The sequence below is a fragment of the Tumebacillus lipolyticus genome (assembly GCF_042682745.1).
GTDB classification, from domain to species: domain Bacteria; phylum Bacillota; class Bacilli; order Tumebacillales; family Tumebacillaceae; genus Tumebacillus_A; species Tumebacillus_A lipolyticus.
In genome coordinates this window covers 13,547-35,050 of the sequence record NZ_JBHUIO010000002.1, presented here as the reverse complement: position 1 = coordinate 35,050, position 21,504 = coordinate 13,547, and the positions used below count along the sequence as shown (strand labels likewise).

The window sequence follows — 21,504 nt, the reverse complement described above, 5'->3', positions numbered from 1 at the left end:
CTCGAATCTTTAGAAAAAAGGGGCGTGGTTACGCCCCTTTGATTAGTATTGTACCGCTTGCTCTTTCTGAGCGGAAGTCTTTTTCGCCCGCTTGAGCGGCCACCAGTTGGCCTCCCCAAACAGAATCGCCATCGCCGGAACGATCAGGCCCATGACGATCGTCGTGTAGATGCCCAGCCCGAGCAGGACGGTCGCACCGATCTGCACCAGCGAGGAAACGCCAGAGAAGACCAACGCAGCAAACGTGCCGCCCATGATCACCGCAGCGGAGATGATCACACCGCCTGTGGTGGTCATCGCCCGCTTCATCGCGTTCGTCACATTTTCTGACTGTGCATACTCCTCGCGGAAGCGAGCCATCAGGAAGATCGAATAGTCGACGCCAAGCGCTACGAGCAGCATGAAGGCGAAGAACGAAACGGTCCACGACAGCCCTGGCTGCCCGAGCAGATCGACAAAGATCCACTCGATGATCCCCATCGTCACCAGATAGGAGAACCCGAGCGAGATCAGCAGATAGAGCGGCGCGAGCACCGAGCGCAGCAAGAGGGCTAATACGATGTAGATCCCGACGAGGATCAACGCCCCCGTGCGGAAAAAGTCCGCTTTCGAAATCCCTTCCAGCTCCTCATACTTCGCCGTCGTGCCGGTGAATTTGATTTCAGGTTTTTTCAGGGCGGTGCCCCACGTTCCCTGTTCGATCGCGCTGCGGATCTGATCGAGCATCCCCATCGCCTCATTCGAGTACGGGTTGATCGACAGCACCACTTCCACCTTGGCCACCTTGCCATCTGGAGACAGGTAGGTGTCGAACGCCTGCTTCAGCTCTGAGTCATTCACTTTGTCTGGCGGCAGGTACCAGCCGTTGATCTGCTTCGCCCCATTTTCCACCATGCCCGACTGAGCGTCCTTCACCTCGGTCAGACCTGTGGCGATCTGACCGAGCGCATCGGTTCCTGCGCCGAGCCCTTTGTTCAGCTCCGTCAGCCCAGACTTCAGGTCGCCGATCCCATTGCCCGCTTGTGCCGTGCCGTCGGCCAGCTGTTTCTGTCCGTCCGTCACTTGGTTGAGCGCCGACACCGATTGATTCAGCCCTTTTGCAAGCTGATTGAACTGATCAGGAAGCGCCGAGATGCCCGCTTGCATCTGCCCCTGACCTTCAGCCAGCTTGCCGAGACCGCCGGCGATCTGGCCGGTGCTGCCGACCAGCTGCGGCATCCCATGGTTGATCTGATGCAGCCCTTCCTGCGCAGAGGTCAGCCCTTGCGCCACACCTTGTTGCTTGAGCAGCAAAGCTTGGAAGGTGGGGTCGTTTGCCAGCTGCGGATAGGCTGCCAGCAATTTTTGCAGGTCGCTCGACATCGAGCCTGCCGTCTGCGTCAGATCGCCGAGCCCTTTTTCTGTCGCTTGCAGACCTTGCTCCGTCTGGGAAAGCCCACCTTGTACAAGGCTGAGCCCACTTTGCATCTGCGTTGTGTTTTCCTTCATCAGACCAAGCCCGTCGCCAAGCTCTTTAAACTTCGGCAAGCCAGCCTGCACGTCTGCCGCGCCTTTTTGCAGACCGTTTGCGATCTGCTCGGTGCCAGACGCCGCTTCCCGCTGTTTCGAAGCGAGCGTGTTCAGTCCGGTCTGCAGTTCGTCGATGCCGCCGGAGCCCTTCGTCAGCTCGCTTGCCGCTTCGGACAGGCCGTCCTTTAGCTCGGTGACCCCAGACTTCATATCGCCGAGCGCATCGTTCACTTGGCCGAGCTGATGGGTGAGCACAAGCTCTTCCAGCTGTTGACCGAGCGGTCGAGCAGCGCTGCGCACCTCTTTCACGTTCGGCACAAGGCTGACGTTTGCAGAGATCTTCTCCAGCGCTGCCAGACCTTCTGCGGTGCGCATCGATTCATCGCTGGTCACAGCCACCGTCACCGGGAACATCTCGCCAGAAGAAAACGCGTTTTCGATCGTGCGGAATCCTTTGACCGAGCCGATCTCCGGATCGATCTCGGCGATCTCGTCAAACGACCGCTGATTTTGAAACAACAGGCTAAACGGTGCAAGCACGATCACCGTGATCAACAGCACGAGCAACGGTTTTCTCGAAACGAGACCTGCCATGCCTTTCCACAGTTTGCTGTCACCATGCCCTTGACCTGGCTTGATCTGGAACGGCCAATACATCTTCGGCCCCAAGATCACCATCAAGGCTGGCGTCAACGTAAGCCCTGCGATCAGCGTTGCCGCCATGCCGATCGCCACGCCGACCGCCGACTGATAGAGGCCAAATTTAGCAAACCCGATCATGAAAAAGCCGATCAGGACGGTCGATGCGGAAAAGATGACCGTCTTGCCGACTGTCCGCATCGTTTTTACCAACGCGTCCACCCGGTCTAACCCGTTCGCCAGCTCCTCTCGGAAGCGATGGATGAGCAGAATGCAATAGTCGGTACCCGCGCCGAACAGCACGGCCACCAGAAACGTCTCTGTAAAGGATGAGACGGGCATTCCAAACTCGGTCGCCAGCGCGACGAGACCTCGGGATAGCACGAATGACAACCCGATGGTCAAAAGCGGTACGAACGGTGCGATCGGCGAACGGAAGACGAGCAGCAGAATGCCGAGCACCAGACCGATCGTCAGGTATTCTGTCTTGCGCAAACCGTTTTGCGAGGTCGTCATATAGTCTTTCATGATCGCCGCGCCGCCAGTCACGTACGCGGTTGCGCCTTCCGGTGGTGCCTCCAAACGTTCGCGAACCTTGTCAACGCTCTCCTGCGTCACTTCTGCCGCATCTTCGCGCGGGAAGCCGACCAAGAGCATCTGCGTCGATTTGTCTTTGCTTTCAAACTTGTCGGCCAACAGCGGTTCCTCAAAGGCTGTTTGGGTATTTTGGATGCCGAGACTGTCCTTGTCTCGCTTCAGCTCTTCCCATTTGTCTTTCAGCCATGAGCGGTCGCTGTCGGTCAGTCCGCCGTCGCGGTGCATGACGACGATCGCGGTCGATTGCGCCTGATCGTCTCCTGCAATCCTCTCCAGCAGTTGCTTCGCCTGCTCCGATTCTGCATCGGATGGCACAAAGGCAGTTTCGGTCTCCTGCACGATCTTACCTAGATCTGGCAGGACAAAGATCGAACCTGCGACCAGCGCCACCCACAAGATCAGCACAAACCAGCGAGCTTTGGCCAAGCTGCGAATCCATGCTTCGATCAAAGGTCTCTCCCCTCCTCTGATAAAACAATGACATGGTGTCATTTCCAATCACAACTGTACTATACCTCCCAAAATGACACCGTGTCAACAAAAAACCTGAGCGCGATGGCTCAGGTTGAAAGACTCATGAGTTTTCATTTGGAAAATCGTGATGCGTTGCTCCTTCGTGCATCCGCTCTTGCGGGCGCGGTGCGATCGAACCGTCTGGTCGAAGCGGTGCGTATTCCGATTTTGCCTTTGGGTTCTTGAAACGCTTCGGTCCGCCAAAATTGCCCGGGTGGTTGTCTTTGTTGCGCATGTATCGATTCCCCCTTTCCAGTCTATCGTTCCCGAGCGGAAAGGAGAACATGAGCTGTTCATGAAGGACTGCGCTCCGAACGCGGCACTTCTTCTACTTCCTCTGCAAACAAAAAAGACCCGATCTTTCAGATCGAGTCTTTTCTCGCCTAGCGGCGACCTACTCTCCCAGGACCCTGCGGTCCAAGTACCATACCTTCGCTTTCGCTTCGGTGGTTCTCCGCTCCGCTCCGAACGCGGCACTTCTTCTACTTGCTCTGCAAACAAAAAAGACCCGATCGATCAGATCGGGTCTTCTCTCGCCTAGCGACTACCTACTCTCCCAGGACCCTGCGGTCCAAGTACCATACCTTCGCTTTCGCTTCGGTGGTTCTCCGCTCCGCTCCGAACGCGGCACTTCTTCTACTTCCTCTGCAAACAAAAAAGACCCGACCTTTCAGATCGAGTCTTTTCTCGCCTAGCGGCGACCTACTCTCCCAGGACCCTGCGGTCCAAGTACCATCGGCTCTGCGGAGCTTAACTTCTGTGTTCGGGATGGGAACAGGTGTGACCTCCGCGACATTGCCACTAGACTATGGGGATGTGAAATGTAACAAATGGTGGGCCCAAGAAGATTCGAACTTCCGACCTCACGATTATCAGTCGTGCGCTCTAGCCAACTGAGCTATGGGCCCATAGATGGAGCGGATGATGGGAATCGAACCCACGCTGTCGGCTTGGGAAGCCGAAGTTCTACCATTGAACTACATCCGCAGATGGCGGAGAGCAAGGGATTCGAACCCTCGATACTGTTTCCAGTATACTCCCTTAGCAGGGGAGCGCCTTCGACCAACTCGGCCAACTCTCCGTATCATTCTTACTTGTAAATATGGCGGAGCTGACGGGATTCGAACCCGCGGTCTCCTGCGTGACAGGCAGGCATGTTAGGCCTCTACACCACAGCTCCAGCTTGGTTGCGGGGACAGGACTCGAACCTGCGACCTTCGGGTTATGAGCCCGACGAGCTGCCAACTGCTCCACCCCGCGACAATATTAGGTTAAAAATGGTGGAGGTTGACGGGATCGAACCGCCGACCCTCTGCTTGTAAGGCAGATGCTCTCCCAGCTGAGCTAAACCTCCGACGTACAGGACGTACTAGTGCCAACGTTGCGACAGGACGTCGCGTCCTTAGTTGGCCTTCCTTAAAAAACATGGTGACCCGTACGGGATTCGAACCCGTGAATGCCGCCTTGAAAGGGCGGTGAGTTAAGCCGCTTCTCCAACGGGCCATGATGGCTCCCCGAACAGGACTCGAACCTGTGACCATCCGATTAACAGTCGGGCGCTCTACCAACTGAGCTATCGAGGAATCTTGGTGGAGATAAGCGGATTCGAACCGCTGACCCCCTGCTTGCAAGGCAGGTGCTCTACCAACTGAGCTATACCCCCAAGTGTCGACACTCACGTGCCGACTTTTATGGCGTGCCCTAAGAGATTCGAACTCCTGACCTTTTGATTCGTAGTCAAACGCTCTATCCAGCTGAGCTAAGGGCACAAAATAGGTTGCTTGTGAAAACATGGTGCGGATGAAGGGACTCGAACCCCCACGGTCGCCCGCTGGAACCTAAATCCAGTGCGTCTGCCAATTCCGCCACATCCGCTCACAGCTTTTACGCTTCGACAGGAACACTTTTTCCATCAGCCACTCAGCACCGAGTGCCCAGTGTTGCCTGCGAAAACTAATATACATGATTTTCACGGAAGATGCAAGAGGTTGTGTGTAAAAATATTTTCCTCGATTGTGTTGCGCTTTCCTTTCCGTTATTCTGGCAGACTCCAATTGATGAACAGCCTTCTGATTATCGCCCTCTCTTCTCTGCAGAGATCCTCTTTTCGGATCGTCTCTGACGGTGGTTCACCGCAGCTCGCATCCCCAGCCTTCGACCTCAAAGCGAATGGCAAACGCCGGCTATTATATAGTGACTGTCACGACTCACCTGCTTCCGCTCGCCAATGCGCAATCGACATTGCACCCCCAGTCTGACGCAACCGATCTTCAACAGGTTCCCCAAACGCAAGAACATCCGGTTCGCGACGGAACCGGATGTTGTCGGCGCTTACTTATCGAGACGCGCACCTGTGCTGCTCAGCTTCGCTTGGACACTCGAAATGTCGGAGGAAGTGAAATACAGCGGGTTGACGCTGGTGTTGACCGCGTGTGCAGCCGCCACACCTGCCGCATCCCCGAAGACGGTCAGGTTGGGCAGGACGCGATGCTCCGACCAGCCGTAAGATGAGGTGCCGACCGCATAGCCCGGTAGGAGCAGGTTGGCGACATAGCTGGTGGTCAGCGCTTTGTAAGGCACGTACGCCGGGTTGTTGGCAGGCGTCGACGAAAGGTCGGGGCGCAGCGCGTTGGTGACCGGCCAAATATAACTGCCCGACGCATTTTTCATGTCGCTATACTTGTAGGCGTTAATATCCGAGTTGTAGAAGGACAGCCCGATCCGCGTGCTGTAGTTTCCGGTGTCCGTACCGGTTGTCGCACTGTTGCCCGCGCCGATGCTCTCGCTTGTCGTCAACTCATAGTTGGAGTTCTCCGTGCCGTTCGCGTTGCTTGTCGAGCTGTTCGAATTGTGAATCGACTCGCGCAGGTACATCACATCGCCGACGACCGGTTTGCCAGACAGATCGTAGACCAACTGCGCATTTTCGAGGCCTTTGAACTGTTTGAGCGCCGTCAAAAAGCTGGGAGTGGCGATAAAATCACGCGCTGCAACCCAAGCTTGATCGACCGTCTTATAATCGGAGCGCATGTTGCTCGGAAAGCGCGAGGTTCCTCTGTCCTTTTCGTAGGCACGTCCGTCAACGTTGAACACGAGCAGCGTGTTGACCCACCATTCGCCGTTGGAGATGGAGCTCGGACCGTTTTCCGCGATGTTCATCGGCTTGATCGCATACCCTTGCGGCCCCCAGGTGTCGTTGAATGATTTGACGGTCGCCGAGGTGTTGAGCGTATCTTTGCCGCCGTACAGCGCCCGTGCGCCTGTCGACGAATCGACGGTGAAGATCATGTCGCCATTCGTATAGGGGTAGCTTACCCCGGTTGGCCAGTTCACATTTTTCACTTTAAACATCAGCGTTGTCGCCTGCTGACGCGCTTTGCCATTGACGCCCGTCTCATCCGCATCGAGATAGTTTGACGGCCAGTCGAAACGTCCGGTCGTTCCCCCCCAGTTCGAGAGGCGTGCAAGACGCCCTTCGTCAGATGCATCGATAAACACATCTCCTGTCACCGTTCTCGTGGTGGTGCCAAACGTGACATAGCCTGTCGTCGAGTTGCGGACTACATTTTTCAGGTTGAGCCCGGTCACGCGATAGGGCGATGTGGCGGTGGTCATGCTCTCGATGTCAGAGTTCCAGATGATCGAAAGGTTCGAATACTTCGCAAGGTCGGACGCCATTCTGCTCGCCAGCGTGTCGGTGTTGTAAAACTGCCCGACTTGTGAATACCACCAAGCGAAAGTGCCTTTCTGCGGATGATCGGTCGTTCCCAGACTCGGGCTATACCATTTTTTTGTGTCGTAAAAGTTTTGACCGCCAACAGTCCCCAGCCCTCCAAGTTTGCTCGAAGTTCCTGGCGCGATCAGGATGACTTGATGCGTCGGTGCGTTCGATGCTGCTTTTGCGGCAGCGGCCACACCTGCCATCGTATCACCATAGATGACGATCGTCTTCGCCTCTGCTGCCGTCGCAAACAGCGGCACTGCCAGCACGGTAAGAATGGTGATGGAGGAAAGCGATTTTGCGATTTTTTTCAAGAAAACCAACCCTCCACAAAACAAATTTTGATTGTACCTCGATAGTATAACGTTTATATGTATTTGTAAATTATAATTTTCATAAAATATAAGCCAGGTAATCCAACTCCCTGTGCAACAACCGCGAACACCAATCGGTCTCCCTAACCTCGATGATCCGGCTGAGCATCAACCACTACCGATCCACCTCCTCTCCACCCTTTTATCACTTCACGCCATAGCTGATGATCTGCAAACACAAAAAAACCCTTCACTCGCATACTCGATGCGCCGCAAAGGGGTGCTTGTTCGGACGATTCGATTGGTTCCTGTCGCTTGAGTCACTCGATACGAGCAACATGGAAGTTGGCTGGGGAGGAAGGGATCGAACCTTCGCATGACGGAGTCAAAGTCCGTTGCCTTACCGCTTGGCGACTCCCCATCGAGCGAGATTGTAATAAAAGTTGGCAGGGGCAGCAGGACTCGAACCCACGACATTCGGTTTTGGAGACCGACGTTCTACCAACTGAACTATGCCCCTGTATCATTGCTGGGATTTAATCTAACACATCCCACTTACACCGTCAAGATGATTTTGTCCATCTGACGAAAACAAATGTATCATGGGACCTGACCTCTTTTCAAGCTCCTGAACCGAAAAAACGCTTCAAGAGCTTCATTTTTCAGCCGAGATTTTTCATTTTCTGCTTCAGAAGCGCTCCTTCACGGTCGCACCTTTCCTGCTCTTTCTAGCATAAACTGCACATGATGAAGGAAGGTGAGGTCGGAACAATGGTGAACAACAACGGAAGTCAGTTTGAACAGATGCGCAACGTTGGCAACATGAATGAATCTCTCCGCCGAATGTTCGGCCCGCAATTTTTACAAAACGTGATGAAGCAATTGCCGATGACCGAGCTGAACAAACTGCAGTCGATGCCCGACTGGCAAGGTTTGTTCGGTGGACAGGGTCTGCACGGCACCGATGTCACACAGGGGCTCATGCCCCCTCGAATCGATATCTATCAGACCCGGCAAGAGGTCGTCGCGGTCGTGGAAGTGCCCGGTCTCGAATCGGCGAACGATGTCAAAGTGGACGTCCAGCCTGATCAGCTCACCGTCTCCGGCAATCTCGCCGGACGGTTTGGGAATTTCAGCCAGGATCGATTCCACTTGAACGAGCGCTTTCGAGGTTCTTTTGAGCGAAGCGTCTCACTTCCACATCGGGTGCGCCCCCAGCAGACGCGCGCACAATACAAGAACGGCCTGCTTGAGATTCGGATGATCAAAGACATGCGCAGGGGGTCCAAACCTCGCGGCCACAGCGTGCCGATCACCTTTTGATGCACCGGAAAGGAAAGGACCGCATCGACTACATGCGGTCCTTTCGCGCTATGTCCAGATGTCTTCTCCTGCGAACAGATCGGCATCGGACGGCTCTTCGACATCGATCTCTCCGGTCTGAAACGCCTCGTGATACCAGTAGGCCAGTGAATCGACCGCATCGGAGACGGGGAGCTTCGCCGTCTGGACATCTTCCAGGATCGAGAAGATATGATCGACGCTCATCTCCGGCAGCTGCTGATCTTCCTGTTTCGGCACAGATGTTCACCTCACACACGCCTAGCTTTCCCCAAATCGAGCGAAAATAAAAAAAGAAGTGCTCCAAAGGAACACTTCCCAAGCGTTTTCTATCTCAACGCTTATTCAGCAGCGTGGAAACTAACGTTTTTCATTGGGGTAAACGTAGAGATCGCGTGCTTGTAGACCATTTGCTGCTTTCCTTCTGACTCGACGATGATCGTGAAGTTGTCAAACGCTTTGACAACCCCGCGAATTTGAAATCCGTTCACGAGGTAAATGATCACCGGAATGTTATCCTTGCGGATTTGATTCAGAAAGTGATCTTGGATATTAATCTGTTGTTTGTTCAATGTATTTACCCCCATCTCTTTTTTTATATGGTATTCGTACCCCTTCTATGAAATTCCTTCTAACAGGAGTTGGATTTTTTGGATACGATCCCTTTCTTTCGTTTTCTCGACATCAAACCAGCAGATTCGCTCTTCTCTGCGCCACCAAGAAAGTTGACGCTTCGCATAGCGCCGCGAACCCTGTTTGACCGATTCGATCGCTTCTGCAAGCGTCAAGCGCCCTGCCAAGCAGTCGGCGATCTCTTTGTAGCCGATCGCCTGCATGCTTTGCAGGTCGCGATGATATCCTTGGGCCAGCAGATCTTCCACTTCGTTTCGCAATCCTTGCTCGATCATGATCTCCACCCGCCTGTTGATCCGCTCGTACAGCTCCTGCCTGTCCTCAAGGTTCAGACCGACCAACACCGGCTCGTACATGCCTTCGTTCGCTTGGTTGCCGAACGATTGTGACATCGGCACACCTGTTGTGTGATGCACCTCCAAAGCGCGAATCACCCGCTTGATATCATTGGGGTGCAGGCGATCTGCTGTCACAGGGTCCATTTCCTGCAAGCGCTTATGTAAAAGTTCGCCACCCTGCTCTTCCGCTTGTTGCCAGAGCTGCTGACGAAACTCAGGATCTTCCTTCGCTTCGGTAAAATCCATCGGGTCGATCAGCGATTTTACATACAGCATCGTGCCGCCGACGATGATCGGCAGCTTGCCGCGTTGATGAATGTCGCGGATCACTCGATCTGCATAGCGTTGAAACTCCACCACCGTAAACGGCTGGTCAGGATCGACCAGGTCGAGCCCATGATGGGGGATGCCCTCCATCTCGTCTGGTCGAATCTTGGCTGTGCCGATATCCATCCCCCGATAGATCTGCATCGAGTCGGCCGACAAGATCTCGCCATCAAACGCTTTGGCACAGGCGAGGCTCAGCGCCGTCTTGCCAACTGCAGTCGGTCCGACGATGATCAACACTCTCAATTTTTCCTTCTTCATCTGCCCGCTCCCTCCAGATCAATCACGCCATAGTTGGTCGAACCGGAAGATTTGCGCAACAGTTTGAACCCTAGCCGCTCAAATTCTTTCGAGTACCAGCGCTCTTTCATCACGATGCGCCGCCTCGCCACGCGCTTCGCTTCCGCAATCGCTGCTGCGGTGATCGGGCGGTCATCGCCTAAGACGCGCATCGGCTCGATCGCATGCGATTTTTCGACGGTGCGGCGAAACATCGGATCGAAGTAGACGATATCGACAGAGCGATCTGGCAGCGTTCGCATGTAGTCGAGATGATCTGCACAGATCACCTCGACGCGTCGCATCGCCGCATTGACCGCCTTTACATCAACTGTGACCTCCTGCAGACCGCGCTTGACCAAATAGGCGATCACATTTGATGATTCGATGCCGATCACTCGCCCGCTCTCACCTGCAACATGCGCAAAGACGATCGAGTCGGAGCCAAGCCCGAGTGTGCAATCGAGAATCACATCCCCCGGACGAGCATCCGAATATTCGATTACGATATCATTGTCGCCAGATGTCAGCCGCTTAATTCTCGTATTTGCCATGCTTGGATGAAAAAAGAATTCCTCCTCGCCGATGTGCAGCTTGACGCGCTCCGACACGACGAGCAACGGATCGCCGTAAATCTCTTGCATCTTGCCCAAGCCACGCTTTCGGCGCTCCACATATACGCCACCGATCTCCGCCGCGTACTGCTTTGCTTGCGCCACATATTCATCGCGCGCTTTCAATCCGGTCGTGACCGTAATCGTTCGATTTTGCAACTACATCACCCTTTTAAATTGCTTCTCCAGATCATAGGTCGACATGTGGATGATGATCGGTCGACCGTGGGGGCAGGTGAACGGATTTTTTAATTCCCTCAGCTGGTCGCACAGGGCGATCATCTCCGGCATCGACAACCAGCGGTTCGCTTTGATCGCCGCTTTGCACGCTTTGCTGATCACCTTGTCCTCGATCAGTTGCAACGGATTTTTCGTGCTGCCCTCTTGCAGCAATTCGTCGATCAGCTCTTGCAACAGCCCTTGCGTGGGCAGCCCTTCCCAGATGTCTGGCACCGAGCGGATCAGGAACGTTCTGTCGCCGAAGCTCTCCACTTCGATCTGACATTCGGCGAGCGCTCCGATCTTCTCTTCCAGCCTCGCCGACTCTGCGGCTGTCAGTTCGAGCGTCAGCGGTACCAGCAGCGGAAGCGGACGAATTTGCCTTGTCGACAGCTTTTGTGAAAACTTTTCAAACAGCACTTTCTCATGCGCCGCATGTTGGTCGATCAGATACAAGCCGGTATCATCCTGCGCCACGATGTACATGCCGAGCACCTGCGCCACCGGCTGAAACTGTGGCAAGTTCGGTCGCTGTTCCCGCTCCCCTGCACGCTCCTCGCTCTCGATCGTGCCCTCGCGCATATCGTTGACGCTAACATCCTGTCGCTCATCGATCGCCGAGTTGCTCGAATCGATCTGCCCTGCCGATCGCTCCATGCGGTGCGAGCTGCTCTCCTGCGCTCGCAGCTCGGCACTCGCTTCCTGCCCGCGGGCGAACGCATCTGGCGCCGCCCCCTGCACCGCAGTTGGAGAGCTCACATCTGCGTTCTCACCAGCTTCCGGTCGACTATATGCTCCGAGCGCAGCTTCCACCTGCTGACGGGAGAGCGGCTGGTCTCGCTCCCGCTCTTTCGCACCGTAAAAAGTGGACGGTGTTTCGCGGACGAGCGCACCGCCTTGCGGAAGCGGTTCTCTGTACCGCGGCCCGTTTGCCCCTGCTGACGCGCTCGGGCGGACGTTGTCCGGCGGCTCCGACTCCTGCCTCGGCGGCGAGATCACCCGCAGGTCCATCTTCTCCTGCAACATCTTTTCCTTCGGTTCATTCTGGTACGACTTGGCGGTGGCCTTCGGAATAAAGGTCTGACCCTTTAACGCTTCTTCCACCGCCTGTTGCACGGCCGCCATCACATCTTTTTCCTGCGAAAAGCGAACTTCCAACTTGTTCGGATGGACGTTCACATCGACAAGTCCCGGATCGAGCGTCAGGGACAGCACGACCACCGGATAGCGATTGATCGGAAGCAAAGTGTGGTAGGCTGACTGCACCGCGTTGAGCAGCTGGTAGCTTTTCACAAACCGCCCATTGATGAAAAACGAACAATGATTGCGATTGGCGCGGTTTAGCTCAGGGAAGCCGGCGACGCCTTCGATCTTGTAGTCGTACGTCTCCCATTGCACCTGTACCATCTGCCGCGCGAGGTCGCTTCCATAGATCGCCGCCACCGCGTGGAGCAGCTTCCCATCGCCCGGCGTTTGAATCACCTGCCGCCCGTTGTGGTACAGGCGAAACGAGATGTGCGGATGGGCGAGCGCCATGCGGTTCACATAGTCGAGCACATGCCCGAGCTCCGTCTGGATCGACTTTAGATATTTCAATCGCGCTGGCGTGTTATAAAACAGATCGCGAACGGCGATCTCCGTCCCTTTTTTGGCCGCACACACCTCATGGGCGACCAGTTTGCCACCTTCGATCACGACCCGCATCCCCTCGTTCGCCTCTTGGGTTCGTGTCTTGACTTCCACCTTGGCGACAGAGGCGATCGAAGGCAGTGCCTCCCCTCGAAAGCCGAGCGTCCGAATGCGAAACAGATCTTTGTCTGTGCGAATCTTGCTCGTCGCGTGGCGCTCAAACGCTTTGAGCGCATCTTCTGTCCCCATGCCGATGCCATCATCGGAGACTTTGATCAGGTCAAGCCCGCCCTGCTCAATTTCCACCGCGATCGTCGAGCTCTGCGCATCGATCGCATTTTCCAGCAGCTCTTTGATCACCGAGGCGGGTCGCTCCACCACCTCACCGGCTGCGATCTTGTTGGCGAGCAGGTCGCTCAAGGTTTGAATCGTTCCCATCTATTCCGCACCACCCCTCGCTTTTTGGTGAAGCTGGTAGATCAGGTTGATCGCATCGAGCGGCGTCAATCTCATCACATCGACGCTGCGCAGCTTCTCGACGATCTCATGCTCCAGCGTCGCATCGCCAAACAGGGACAGCTGCAGGGTAGAAGAATCATCCTTCTCTTTCCCTGCCCGCTTCTTGCCCTTCTGCACCGCCTCTGGCGCAACTGACCGTCCCTCATCTTCTGTCTCCACCTGTGCGGCTGCCACAGGCTCTTCGCGCAAGATCATCGCACCGCCGAGCGGATCGGGCTGTGCATACCCTGTCGGTCGCACATCAGACTTCCCCTGTTCAAGCTCCGCAAGAATTTCGCGCGCTCGCGCCAAAACTTCCTGCGGCAGCCCGGCCAGCTTCGCCACTTGAATCCCGTAGGAGCGGTCTGCCGCTTGGGGGAGAATCTTCCGCAAAAAGACGATCCCCTCGCCTTTTTCCTGCACGTGCGTCGAATAGTGGCGCACGCCTGCAAACGATTCGGTAAACGTTGTCAGCTCATGGTAATGGGTGGCGAACAGCGTCTTGGCACCCACCTGCGGGTTTTCGTGCAGAAACTCCACCACCGCCTGTGCGATCGAGATCCCATCGAACGTCGAGGTTCCCCGCCCGATCTCGTCGAGGATGATCAAGCTTTTTGGCGTGGCATGATGCAAGATGTTGGCCAGTTCCACCATCTCGACCATAAAGGTCGACTGACCACCTGCGAGATCGTCAGACGCCCCGATGCGGGTGAAGACGCGATCGACGATCCCGATCTGCGCTCGATCTGCCGGCACAAAGCTCCCGATCTGAGCGAGCAGCACGATCAGCGCCACCTGGCGCATGTAGGTCGATTTCCCCGCCATGTTCGGGCCGGTGATCAGCGAGATCTGGTTGCTTCCGTTGTCGAGCACCGTGTCGTTGGCGACGAACGGCTCCCCTTTTAGCATCGCCTCGACCACCGGATGCCGCCCTTCGATGATCTCGATGCGGTCGTCCGTCATGATCTCAGGTCGCACGTAGCGGCGCTTGCTCGACACGGTCGCGAGCGACTGCAACACGTCGACCAAAGCGATCGACTCGGCAGCCAGCTGAATGTTGGCAAGCCAGGAGGCCACCTCATCGCGCACCTTGACGAACGTCTGGTATTCCAGGTCGATCAGCTTCTCTTCCGCTTCGAGGATCAACGATTCCTTCTCCTTGAGCTCAGGCGTCACATAGCGCTCCCCGTTGGTCAGCGTCTGCTTGCGCTCGTAGGTATCCGGCACATATTGCACATTGGCGCGCGACACCTCGATATAATAGCCAAACACTTTATTGAATCCGACTTTGAGCGACTTGATGCCCGTCTTCTCGCGCTCCGCAGCTTCCAAGTTGGCAATCCAGCGCTTTCCTTCACGGCTAGCCTGCTTCAGCGTATCCAAATAGGGGTCAAATCCGTCGCGAATCACGCCCCCATCTCGCACCGACACAGGTGGCTCGTCCACGACAGCGCGCTCGATCAGATCGACGAGCGGAGCGAAGTCGACGATCCCCTCCGCGATGCTGGTCAGCAGTGTAGCAGCCGTCCCCCCCAGCCGCTCCTTCAGGTCGGGCAAGATCGACAGCGACGAGCCGATCGCCTGCAGATCCCGCGCATTGGCAGACCCGTACGCGACCCGCGCCACCAAGCGCTCCAGATCGTAGACCAGATTGAGCAGTTGGCGCACATCCTCCCGCAGCAGCAGGTGGTCGTGCAGTTCTTCTACCGAGTCAAGGCGCTCCTCGATCCGCCGCTTGTTCGCCAGCGGCCGCTCCACAAAACGGCGCAGCAGCCGACCGCCCATCGCGGTCACCGTCTCATCGAGCAGCCCTAACAGCGCCCCGTGCTTGCTCTTGTCGCGAAGCGTCTCGATCAGCTCCAAGTTGCGACGCGAGAACGAATCAAGCGTCATATATTCGTCGCTGGTGATATAGGAAGGCATCTTCAAGTGACCTAGACTGCGCTTTTGCGTCGACAACAGATAGGTGAGCAGCATGCCGGCAGCCGATATGGCGAGCGGGTGCTGTGCCAAGCCGAACGAATCGACGGAGATCACGCCAAAATGTCCGAGCAGCGCTTCGCTCGCCCGGTCCTGGCGATGTGTCTTCTCGCCTGCTGCGGTCAAGACGGTGCGCAAAAGCTCCTTGATCGTCAGGGCATACTCGCTCTGTTCTTCACCAGCTGGAACGACCACTTCGGCCGGTTGGAAGCGCATCATCTCATCGAACATCGCTTGCTCATCCTCATGCTCGACGACAGACAGCTCCCCGGTCGACAGGTCGCAAAACGCCAAGCCATAAGCGCCGTCCTTCGCGGTGACCGCCGCCAGATAGAGGTTGGCCTTCTCTTGAAGCGCTTTGCTCTCCATCACCGTGCCCGGTGTCACCACGCGCACGATCTCGCGGCGCACGATCCCTTTCGCTGCGGACGCGTCTTCCACCTGGTCGCAGATCGCCACTTTGTACCCTTTTTCCACCAAGCGCAAAATATAGTTTTCTGCCGAATGATGGGGCACTCCACACATCGGGATCTTTTCATCCGATCCGCCAGCCCGTCCGGTCAGCGTGATTTCTAACTCGCGCGCAGCTGCCACCGCATCGTCAAAAAACAGCTCATAAAAGTCGCCGAGACGGAAAAACAGCAACGCATCAGGCACTTGCGCTTTTGTGTCCATATACTGTTGCATCATCGGTGTGTACTTAGCCATTCATATCCTCCCGCTCTCCTCACATTCCTGTCCATTATAACAAATGTCAGGAAGAGAAGTCCTCTTCTGCTGCAAGCAAAAAGTCTGATCCCTCTGCAGAGGGATCAGACTTTTCCGTTCGTACATGCATTACGCGTGACAGGAGGTCGAACCGCCTTCACAGCCGGCATTTCCAGATGTGCCATCACAGCCGGTCGATGGGCAGGAGCCGCAACCCCCTTGCTGTTCCAGCAAGATGTCGAGGCGGTCGGACAGCGTTGCGGTCAGAATCTTGGTCACATGGGCGACCACATCGGACAGCCCCTGTTGGGCCACCGTGAAGTGGCGCACCACATCGAGCCCTTCCAGACGGTCGAGCAGATGATCGACCTCGCTGCCTTGCGCTTGCTTTTGCTGAAGGTCTGCGATCAGATCTTGCGCTTCCTGATGCTTTTGCAGATCGCGCTCCGCCTGCTTGAAGATCGACATCTCAAGCGACTTCGTGACCATTTCGCCGATCTGTGCGGCGCGCTCGCTCAGCTCTTTGTGTGCGGTGAGAATGTCGCTCATACTTGCACCCCCTGCGGCAGCGCTTCTCCGCGCAGATACCATGTCTTCGCTTCGGTGATCTTCACATGAACCAGTTGGCCGACCAGTTCGTCAGCGCCGGTGAGATGAACCAGTTTGTTCGACTCGGAACGAGCTTGCAGCACTTCTGCGTTCGTTTTCGACTTCCCGTCGATCAGCACTTCCAACACTTGGCCGACCAGCTTTTGGTTCTGTTCGAAGGAGATTCGATCTTGCACTTCGTTTAGGCGATAAAGGCGCTGTTTCTTTTCCGCTTCCGTCACATCGTCTTGCAGGCGAGTTGCTGGCGTCCCGGCGCGCGGCGAGTAGACGAACGTGTACGCGCCTTCATAGCGCACCTCTTCCAGCAGCGATACGGTCTCTTGGAACTGCTCTTCCGTCTCGCCGGGGAAACCGACGATGATGTCGGTGGTCAACGCCACATCGGGGATGCGCGTGCGAATCCGGTTGACCAGATCGAGATATTCCTCGCGCGTATAGCCGCGCTTCATGCGGCGCAAAACTTGCGAAGAGCCCGACTGCACCGGCAGATGAATGTAGTTCGGAATCTTCTTGTGGCGGGCGATCGTATCGATCAGCTTGTCGGTAAAGTTCCACGGGTTGGAGGTGGTGAAGCGAATGCGCTCGATCCCTTCCACCTGTGCGACCAGTTCGAGCAGATCGGCAAAATCGACATTGCCGAGGTCGAGACCGTAATCGTTGACGTTTTGGCCGAGCAAGGTGATCTCCTTATAGCCTTCTTCTGCCAACTGCTTGATCTCCTCGACCACATCTTCTGGCAGGCGGGAGCGCTCTTCCCCGCGAGTGAACGGCACGATGCAGTAGGTGCAGAATTTGTTGCAGCCATATTGGATGTTCACCCAGGCGCGCACATCGTCCTTGCGAACTTTTGGCAGGTTTTCGATCGTGCCTTCGTGAGCAGCATCCCATACGTCGAAGATCGTCTCTTTGCTGTGGTGCGCCTGTTCGATCAAGCTCGGCAACACGTGGACGTTATGCGTTCCGAACACGATGTCCACATGCGGATGTGTGACGCGAATGCGCTCGCGCACAACGTCCTCCTGTGCCATACAGCCACAGAGGCCGATGATCAAGTTCGGATTTTTTGCTTTCAGCGGTTTCAAAGTCCCGAGGTTTCCCCAGACTTTGACCTCCGCGTTTTCCCGGACCGCACATGTGTTGTAGAGGATAAAATCGGCATCGAGCATGTCTTTAGCCGGACGGTAGCCCATCTCCTCCAACATGCCAGACATGATCTCCGTATCGTGTTCGTTCATCTGACAGCCATGCGTGCGGATGAAGTATGATTTCCCTTCGCCCAGACGTCCGACTTCCTTCGCGATCTCGCGATAGTCGACGCGCTGGCGCTCTGCGATCGTCGGTCGATGCGTATCGGCAGCATGCTGGTCAAGGTCGTCTATATGAATGAATCCCTCATTGTTTGCGCTCATACAAATCCCCTTTCTCTTTCTTCCATGACTAAATGCCATTATATCGAAATTCGAGAGGGAAATACAGTGGTAGGATTCTCGTTTCACCGCTCTGACACACCTGCCAATATCATCAGGTCCTGATGCGACGATCCGAGTGGACGAACGTTCACAACTGCCGCTCCGCTTGTGGTTCTGCCACTGGCAACCATACGTAAAACGTGATCACACCCGCGTTGCTCGTCGCCCAGACCTTCCCGCCGTGCAGATCGACGATGCTCTTGCTGATCGCAAGGCCGAGGCCCGATCCGCCACTGTCTGTCGAGCGAGACTGATCCAGCCGATAAAAGCGCTCGAAGAGGCGTTCCAACTGTTCTTGTGCGATGTCGTCTCCCCTGTTTCGCAACAGGAGCAAGGCACCTCCGTCTTGCTCTTGCAAACAAAGCTCCACCACGCTCGGCTTGTGGCTGTACTTGATCGCATTGATCAGCAGGTTTTCGAAGACGCGAACCATCTTCTCCGGATCGAGATCGACCGAGAGCTCCCGTTCGGACAGCTTGCTGACCAATTGCAGCTCGCTCTCCTCCAGCAGCGGCACATACTCTTCGCTGATCTGACCGACCAGCTCATTGAGCGAGACGATCTGCTTGGCCAACCGAACGTCATGATGGGACAGCTTGGTGTACTCGAACAGGTCTTCCACCAGTCGCTGCAACTGCTCCGACTTCCCAAAGGCGATGCGCAAATATTCCCGCTGTTCTTCCGACGTCTTCGCACGACCCTCGTGCAGCAAGCGCAGATAGCCGATGATCGAGGTGAGCGGCGTGCGCAGATCGTGGGACACGTTGGAGATCAGCTCGTTTTTCAACCGCTCCGCCTTCCGCTCTTCTTCGATCTTCGCCTCCAGATCCTCCGCCATCTGATTGATGCTGTGTGCGAGGATGCCAAGCTCATCTTCTCCCCTTTTGCGGACGCGATGGCCGAGCTTTCCTTGGGAGATCACCTTCAGCTCGCGCGACAGCTCTTCGATATAGTCTGTCTTGCGCTTGGTGATCTGATAGAACAAAAACAGAAAGATGACGACGAACAGCAACGCCCCTGCCTCGGTGAACTTCTCCCCCTGTTGCACTTCCTCTCTGGGAATGCCCGTGCAGATCAGATAGGCTTCCTTGTCCACAAATTCGACCGGATACAGGGTGACGAAGGCTGACGTTTGATCTAAAAATTGAGTTTGGTTGCGCTGCTCCATCACTCGGCGCAACAGATCGGATAAGTTTACGCTTTCCCGACTCGCGTTTTCCGATCTGATCATCACTTCGCCCTTCTCATCGACGATGCGAAAAGTTGCCGTATTCGCCAGAGTGTCGCGCTCTCCGTCGTTCAGCAGGTTTTGAATTTCGCTCTTTTGGCTCGCCGGATCGAGCGGATACAATTCTTGCACCCGGTTGATCACACCCGCTAAATGCTGGGTCTGATGCTCCATTTCCTTCATTCCGGTATACGTTTCGACGTAGCGACTGGCAAACTTGTCCTCAAGCAGCTGGATGATCACGATCTCGATGGCAGCCGCAAACGCCAAACAGAACACAAAGGTCAGGATCAGTTGAGTCCGCAGACTTCGCTGAACACGCTTGACGAGATTCTTGATCAGGCCGACCAGTCTACGTCTCAATTTTGTATCCCACTCCCCACACCGTTTTGATATACTTCGGCTTGCGACTGTTCTCTTCGATCTTTTCCCTGATTTTTCGAATGTGGACCATCACCGTGTTGTCGGAGCGATAAAACGGCTCTTTCCACACTTTTTCATAGATGTGCTTCGCGCTGAACACCATGCCGCGGTTGCGAGCGAGCAACTCCAAGATGTCAAACTCGGTCGGTGTGAGTCGCACGTCCCGCCCGCCGACGCGAACTTCGTGCGTCGCGGTGTTGATCAGCAGATCGTCCAGCTCGATCTCATTCTCCTGTCTGGGCTGAACGGGCGCTCTGTTGATCCGCACATAGCGGCGCAATTGGGATTTCACGCGAGCGATCAGTTCAAGCGGATTGAACGGCTTGGTCATATAGTCGTCCGCTCCGGTGCTGAGCCCGTGGATCTTGTCCAGATCTTGCGACTTGGCGGAGAGCATGATGATCGGCATGTCTTTTTGCTCGCGGACTTGTAAAGTAAAGGTCAGTCCATCTAGTGTAGGCATCATGATATCGAGGATGATCAGGTCGACATCCGTATTTTCGAGCAGGTCGATCGCCTGTTGACCATCCTCCGCTTGCAGCACCTGATACCCTTCGTTTTTAAGATAGATCTCGATCAGATTGCGAATCTCTCTTTCATCATCGACGATCAATATCGTCTCTTTTTCCAAAGGAACTCCCTCCTTGAAACCACAAACAGGATCGCACCTGCGCCAAGCAACGCATAGAGCGCATACATGCCGTAGGTGGTGACGGCAGACGCGATCGCTTCCGCATATCCGCCAAACAGATAGCCGAGGGCAAAATAGAGCGAGGTCCAGATCAGCCCGCTCGTGTAGGAATAGAGCGCATAGCGGGCAAAGCTCATCTTGCCTGCCCCGACCAGATAAGGCACGATGTGCCGCACCACCGGCAACAAGTAGGACACGCAGAGCGCAGCCGGGCCATAGCGGCGGAGCAGCCGTTGGGAGCTTGCTAGGTGCTTAGCCCATTTCGGCTTGCTGCCGATCTTGTCGAGTATCGGCGCCCCTGCCCGCCGACCGATCAGATAGCCGAGCGAAAGGCCCGAGACGACGCCGAGATAGGTCAGCAAAAAGGCGGGCACGCTGTGCAACAGCCCGGTTGACGCGACGAACCCGCCAGCCATCACCACACTCTCATCGGGGATCGGCAGCCCGATGATGCCGAGCCAAAGGGCGAAAAATAGCGCCAGATAGCCGTACTGCCCAATCCATCCAAGCAACAGCTCCAGACTCATTTTACCATCTCCCCCTCTATTTTCGGCAGACGTAGACGAACGCCGGCGGAACATTTAGCGGCACGAAGTCGACCTTGACGCTCGAAAAGCGCTGTCGCAACTGCTTTCGCATCTGCAACGAATATTGAAAGGCGATGAACAGCCCCCCTGGACGCAACGCGCTGACCACTTCGTCGAGCAGTTTATCGCGCAGCGACTGCTCAAAGTTGGCAAACGGCAGACCGGAGATCACACAGTCGAGCTCGCCCATCTTGCTGATCGAAAGCGCTTGGTTCAGCTCGGTCGCATCGCTCCAATAGTTCAGGCTGGGCCACCTTTCGATCAGCCGGTCGCGCATCGCATCATCATATTCGAAGATGATCGCTTTACCGCCCTGGCTCAGGCGATCGTAGATCGCGCGCGTAAACACGCCGGTGCCTGCTCCTAACTCGGCGATGCTGTCGACCTCATGCCAAGGAACATGGCTCATCATCTTGCGCGTCAGATGTTGTGAACTCGGTAGGATCGATCCCACCTGTTTGGGTGCGCTCAAAAATTTGGAAAGAAAGACCCATCTATCGAAAGTTGTAGAATCTGCTGTCGATTCGAACATTTTTTTCATTCCCCCTTTTCGTCTTGTTCACATCCTATCGAAAACTTCTTAGGACAAAAGAGGGGAATTTCTTAAGAAAAACTGAAGGGATCGCGTTCAGTCTGAA

The 21,504-nt window shown here is 55.6% G+C and carries 16 protein-coding genes, 13 tRNA genes and 1 rRNA gene; 1 reads left to right on the top strand and 29 read right to left on the bottom strand.

Translation table 11 applies throughout. The features are described 5' to 3' along the window. Window positions 1–42: 42 nt before the first annotated feature. From ACFSOY_RS00250 to ACFSOY_RS00170, 17 genes are all read right to left on the bottom strand, one after another. Window positions 43–3,195, bottom strand: coding sequence for an MMPL family transporter (locus ACFSOY_RS00250; RefSeq protein WP_386043176.1), 3,153 nt, complete (start codon window positions 3,193–3,195; stop codon window positions 43–45). A gap of 124 nt (window positions 3,196–3,319) precedes the next feature. Next, entirely contained in the window at window positions 3,320–3,493 is a 174-nt protein-coding gene (gene sspK, locus ACFSOY_RS00245) for a small acid-soluble spore protein K (RefSeq protein WP_386043174.1), read from the bottom strand. 454 nt (window positions 3,494–3,947) lie between these two features. Next, a 5S ribosomal RNA gene (rrf, locus tag ACFSOY_RS00240) occupies window positions 3,948–4,064 on the bottom strand. Window positions 4,065–4,089: 25 nt separating this feature from the next. Beyond that, window positions 4,090–4,166 (bottom strand) — tRNA-Ile (locus tag ACFSOY_RS00235). 5 nt (window positions 4,167–4,171) lie between these two features. After that, window positions 4,172–4,245, bottom strand: a tRNA-Gly gene (locus ACFSOY_RS00230). Between the two features lie 3 nt (window positions 4,246–4,248). Then, window positions 4,249–4,339, bottom strand: a tRNA-Ser gene (locus tag ACFSOY_RS00225). 22 nt (window positions 4,340–4,361) lie between these two features. Beyond that, window positions 4,362–4,438 (bottom strand) — tRNA-Asp (locus ACFSOY_RS00220). A 4-nt stretch (window positions 4,439–4,442) separates the two neighbouring features. Then, a tRNA-Met gene (locus ACFSOY_RS00215) sits at window positions 4,443–4,518 on the bottom strand. Window positions 4,519–4,536: 18 nt separating this feature from the next. After that, a tRNA-Val gene (locus tag ACFSOY_RS00210) sits at window positions 4,537–4,612 on the bottom strand. 72 nt (window positions 4,613–4,684) lie between these two features. After that, a tRNA-Glu gene (locus tag ACFSOY_RS00205) sits at window positions 4,685–4,761 on the bottom strand. 4 nt (window positions 4,762–4,765) lie between these two features. After that, window positions 4,766–4,841 (bottom strand) — tRNA-Asn (locus ACFSOY_RS00200). A gap of 4 nt (window positions 4,842–4,845) precedes the next feature. Next, window positions 4,846–4,921 (bottom strand) — tRNA-Ala (locus tag ACFSOY_RS00195). 29 nt (window positions 4,922–4,950) lie between these two features. Further along, window positions 4,951–5,027: transfer RNA gene (locus tag ACFSOY_RS00190), tRNA-Arg, on the bottom strand. 23 nt (window positions 5,028–5,050) lie between these two features. Then, window positions 5,051–5,133 (bottom strand) — tRNA-Leu (locus ACFSOY_RS00185). 456 nt (window positions 5,134–5,589) lie between these two features. Next, window positions 5,590–7,293: an FAD-dependent oxidoreductase gene (locus tag ACFSOY_RS00180; RefSeq protein WP_386043172.1), complete on the bottom strand. Its 1,704-nt coding sequence runs from the start codon at window positions 7,291–7,293 to the stop codon at window positions 5,590–5,592. A gap of 346 nt (window positions 7,294–7,639) precedes the next feature. Then, window positions 7,640–7,714: transfer RNA gene (locus tag ACFSOY_RS00175), tRNA-Gln, on the bottom strand. Between the two features lie 23 nt (window positions 7,715–7,737). Then, window positions 7,738–7,813 (bottom strand) — tRNA-Trp (locus tag ACFSOY_RS00170). Window positions 7,814–8,064: 251 nt separating this feature from the next. On the opposite strand from ACFSOY_RS00170, the gene ACFSOY_RS00165 reads away from it, so the two are divergent. Continuing rightward, entirely contained in the window at window positions 8,065–8,616 is a 552-nt protein-coding gene (locus tag ACFSOY_RS00165; protein WP_386043170.1) for an Hsp20/alpha crystallin family protein, read from the top strand. Window positions 8,617–8,664: 48 nt separating this feature from the next. Here the strand turns inward: ACFSOY_RS00165 and ACFSOY_RS00160 are convergent, their stop codons facing one another. The 12 genes from ACFSOY_RS00160 to ACFSOY_RS00105 all read right to left on the bottom strand — a co-directional run bounded on the left by ACFSOY_RS00160 (window position 8,665) and on the right by ACFSOY_RS00105 (window position 21,398). Next, entirely contained in the window at window positions 8,665–8,874 is a 210-nt protein-coding gene (locus ACFSOY_RS00160; protein WP_386043168.1) for a hypothetical protein, read from the bottom strand. Window positions 8,875–8,975: 101 nt separating this feature from the next. Further along, a complete protein-coding gene (gene hfq / locus ACFSOY_RS00155; protein WP_038094535.1) occupies window positions 8,976–9,206 on the bottom strand; it encodes an RNA chaperone Hfq in 231 nt (76 codons plus the stop codon). 45 nt (window positions 9,207–9,251) lie between these two features. After that, window positions 9,252–10,193 (bottom strand): tRNA (adenosine(37)-N6)-dimethylallyltransferase MiaA, encoded by a 942-nt coding sequence (gene miaA, locus ACFSOY_RS00150; protein ID WP_386043165.1) that lies wholly within the window; start codon window positions 10,191–10,193, stop codon window positions 9,252–9,254. Then, a complete protein-coding gene (locus ACFSOY_RS00145; protein ID WP_386043163.1) occupies window positions 10,190–10,984 on the bottom strand; it encodes a class I SAM-dependent methyltransferase in 795 nt (264 codons plus the stop codon). The genes miaA and ACFSOY_RS00145 overlap by 4 nt, the downstream gene beginning before the upstream one ends. Beyond that, a complete protein-coding gene (gene mutL, locus ACFSOY_RS00140) occupies window positions 10,985–13,111 on the bottom strand; it encodes a DNA mismatch repair endonuclease MutL (RefSeq protein ID WP_386043161.1) in 2,127 nt (708 codons plus the stop codon). Further along, window positions 13,112–15,859, bottom strand: coding sequence for a DNA mismatch repair protein MutS (mutS, locus tag ACFSOY_RS00135; RefSeq protein ID WP_386043159.1), 2,748 nt, complete (start codon window positions 15,857–15,859; stop codon window positions 13,112–13,114). Between the two features lie 129 nt (window positions 15,860–15,988). Beyond that, the gene (locus tag ACFSOY_RS00130; protein WP_386043157.1) at window positions 15,989–16,408 is read right to left on the bottom strand and encodes a YlbF/YmcA family competence regulator; all 420 of its coding nucleotides are present in this window, start codon (window positions 16,406–16,408) and stop codon (window positions 15,989–15,991) included. Then, complete coding sequence (miaB, locus tag ACFSOY_RS00125) at window positions 16,405–17,877, bottom strand: tRNA (N6-isopentenyl adenosine(37)-C2)-methylthiotransferase MiaB (RefSeq protein WP_386043155.1); 1,473 nt, start codon at window positions 17,875–17,877, stop codon at window positions 16,405–16,407. Before miaB ends, ACFSOY_RS00130 begins: the two co-directional genes overlap by 4 nt. A gap of 148 nt (window positions 17,878–18,025) precedes the next feature. Further along, a complete protein-coding gene (locus ACFSOY_RS00120) occupies window positions 18,026–19,528 on the bottom strand; it encodes a sensor histidine kinase (protein WP_386043153.1) in 1,503 nt (500 codons plus the stop codon). Then, complete coding sequence (locus tag ACFSOY_RS00115) at window positions 19,518–20,219, bottom strand: response regulator transcription factor (protein ID WP_386043151.1); 702 nt, start codon at window positions 20,217–20,219, stop codon at window positions 19,518–19,520. Before ACFSOY_RS00115 ends, ACFSOY_RS00120 begins: the two co-directional genes overlap by 11 nt. After that, window positions 20,198–20,806 carry a DedA family protein gene (locus ACFSOY_RS00110; RefSeq protein WP_386043149.1) on the bottom strand — a complete coding sequence of 203 codons (609 nt, stop codon included), beginning with the start codon at window positions 20,804–20,806 and terminating at the stop codon, window positions 20,198–20,200. Before ACFSOY_RS00110 ends, ACFSOY_RS00115 begins: the two co-directional genes overlap by 22 nt. 16 nt (window positions 20,807–20,822) lie before the next feature. Then, window positions 20,823–21,398: a class I SAM-dependent methyltransferase gene (locus tag ACFSOY_RS00105; protein ID WP_386043147.1), complete on the bottom strand. Its 576-nt coding sequence runs from the start codon at window positions 21,396–21,398 to the stop codon at window positions 20,823–20,825. Window positions 21,399–21,504: the final 106 nt, after the last annotated feature.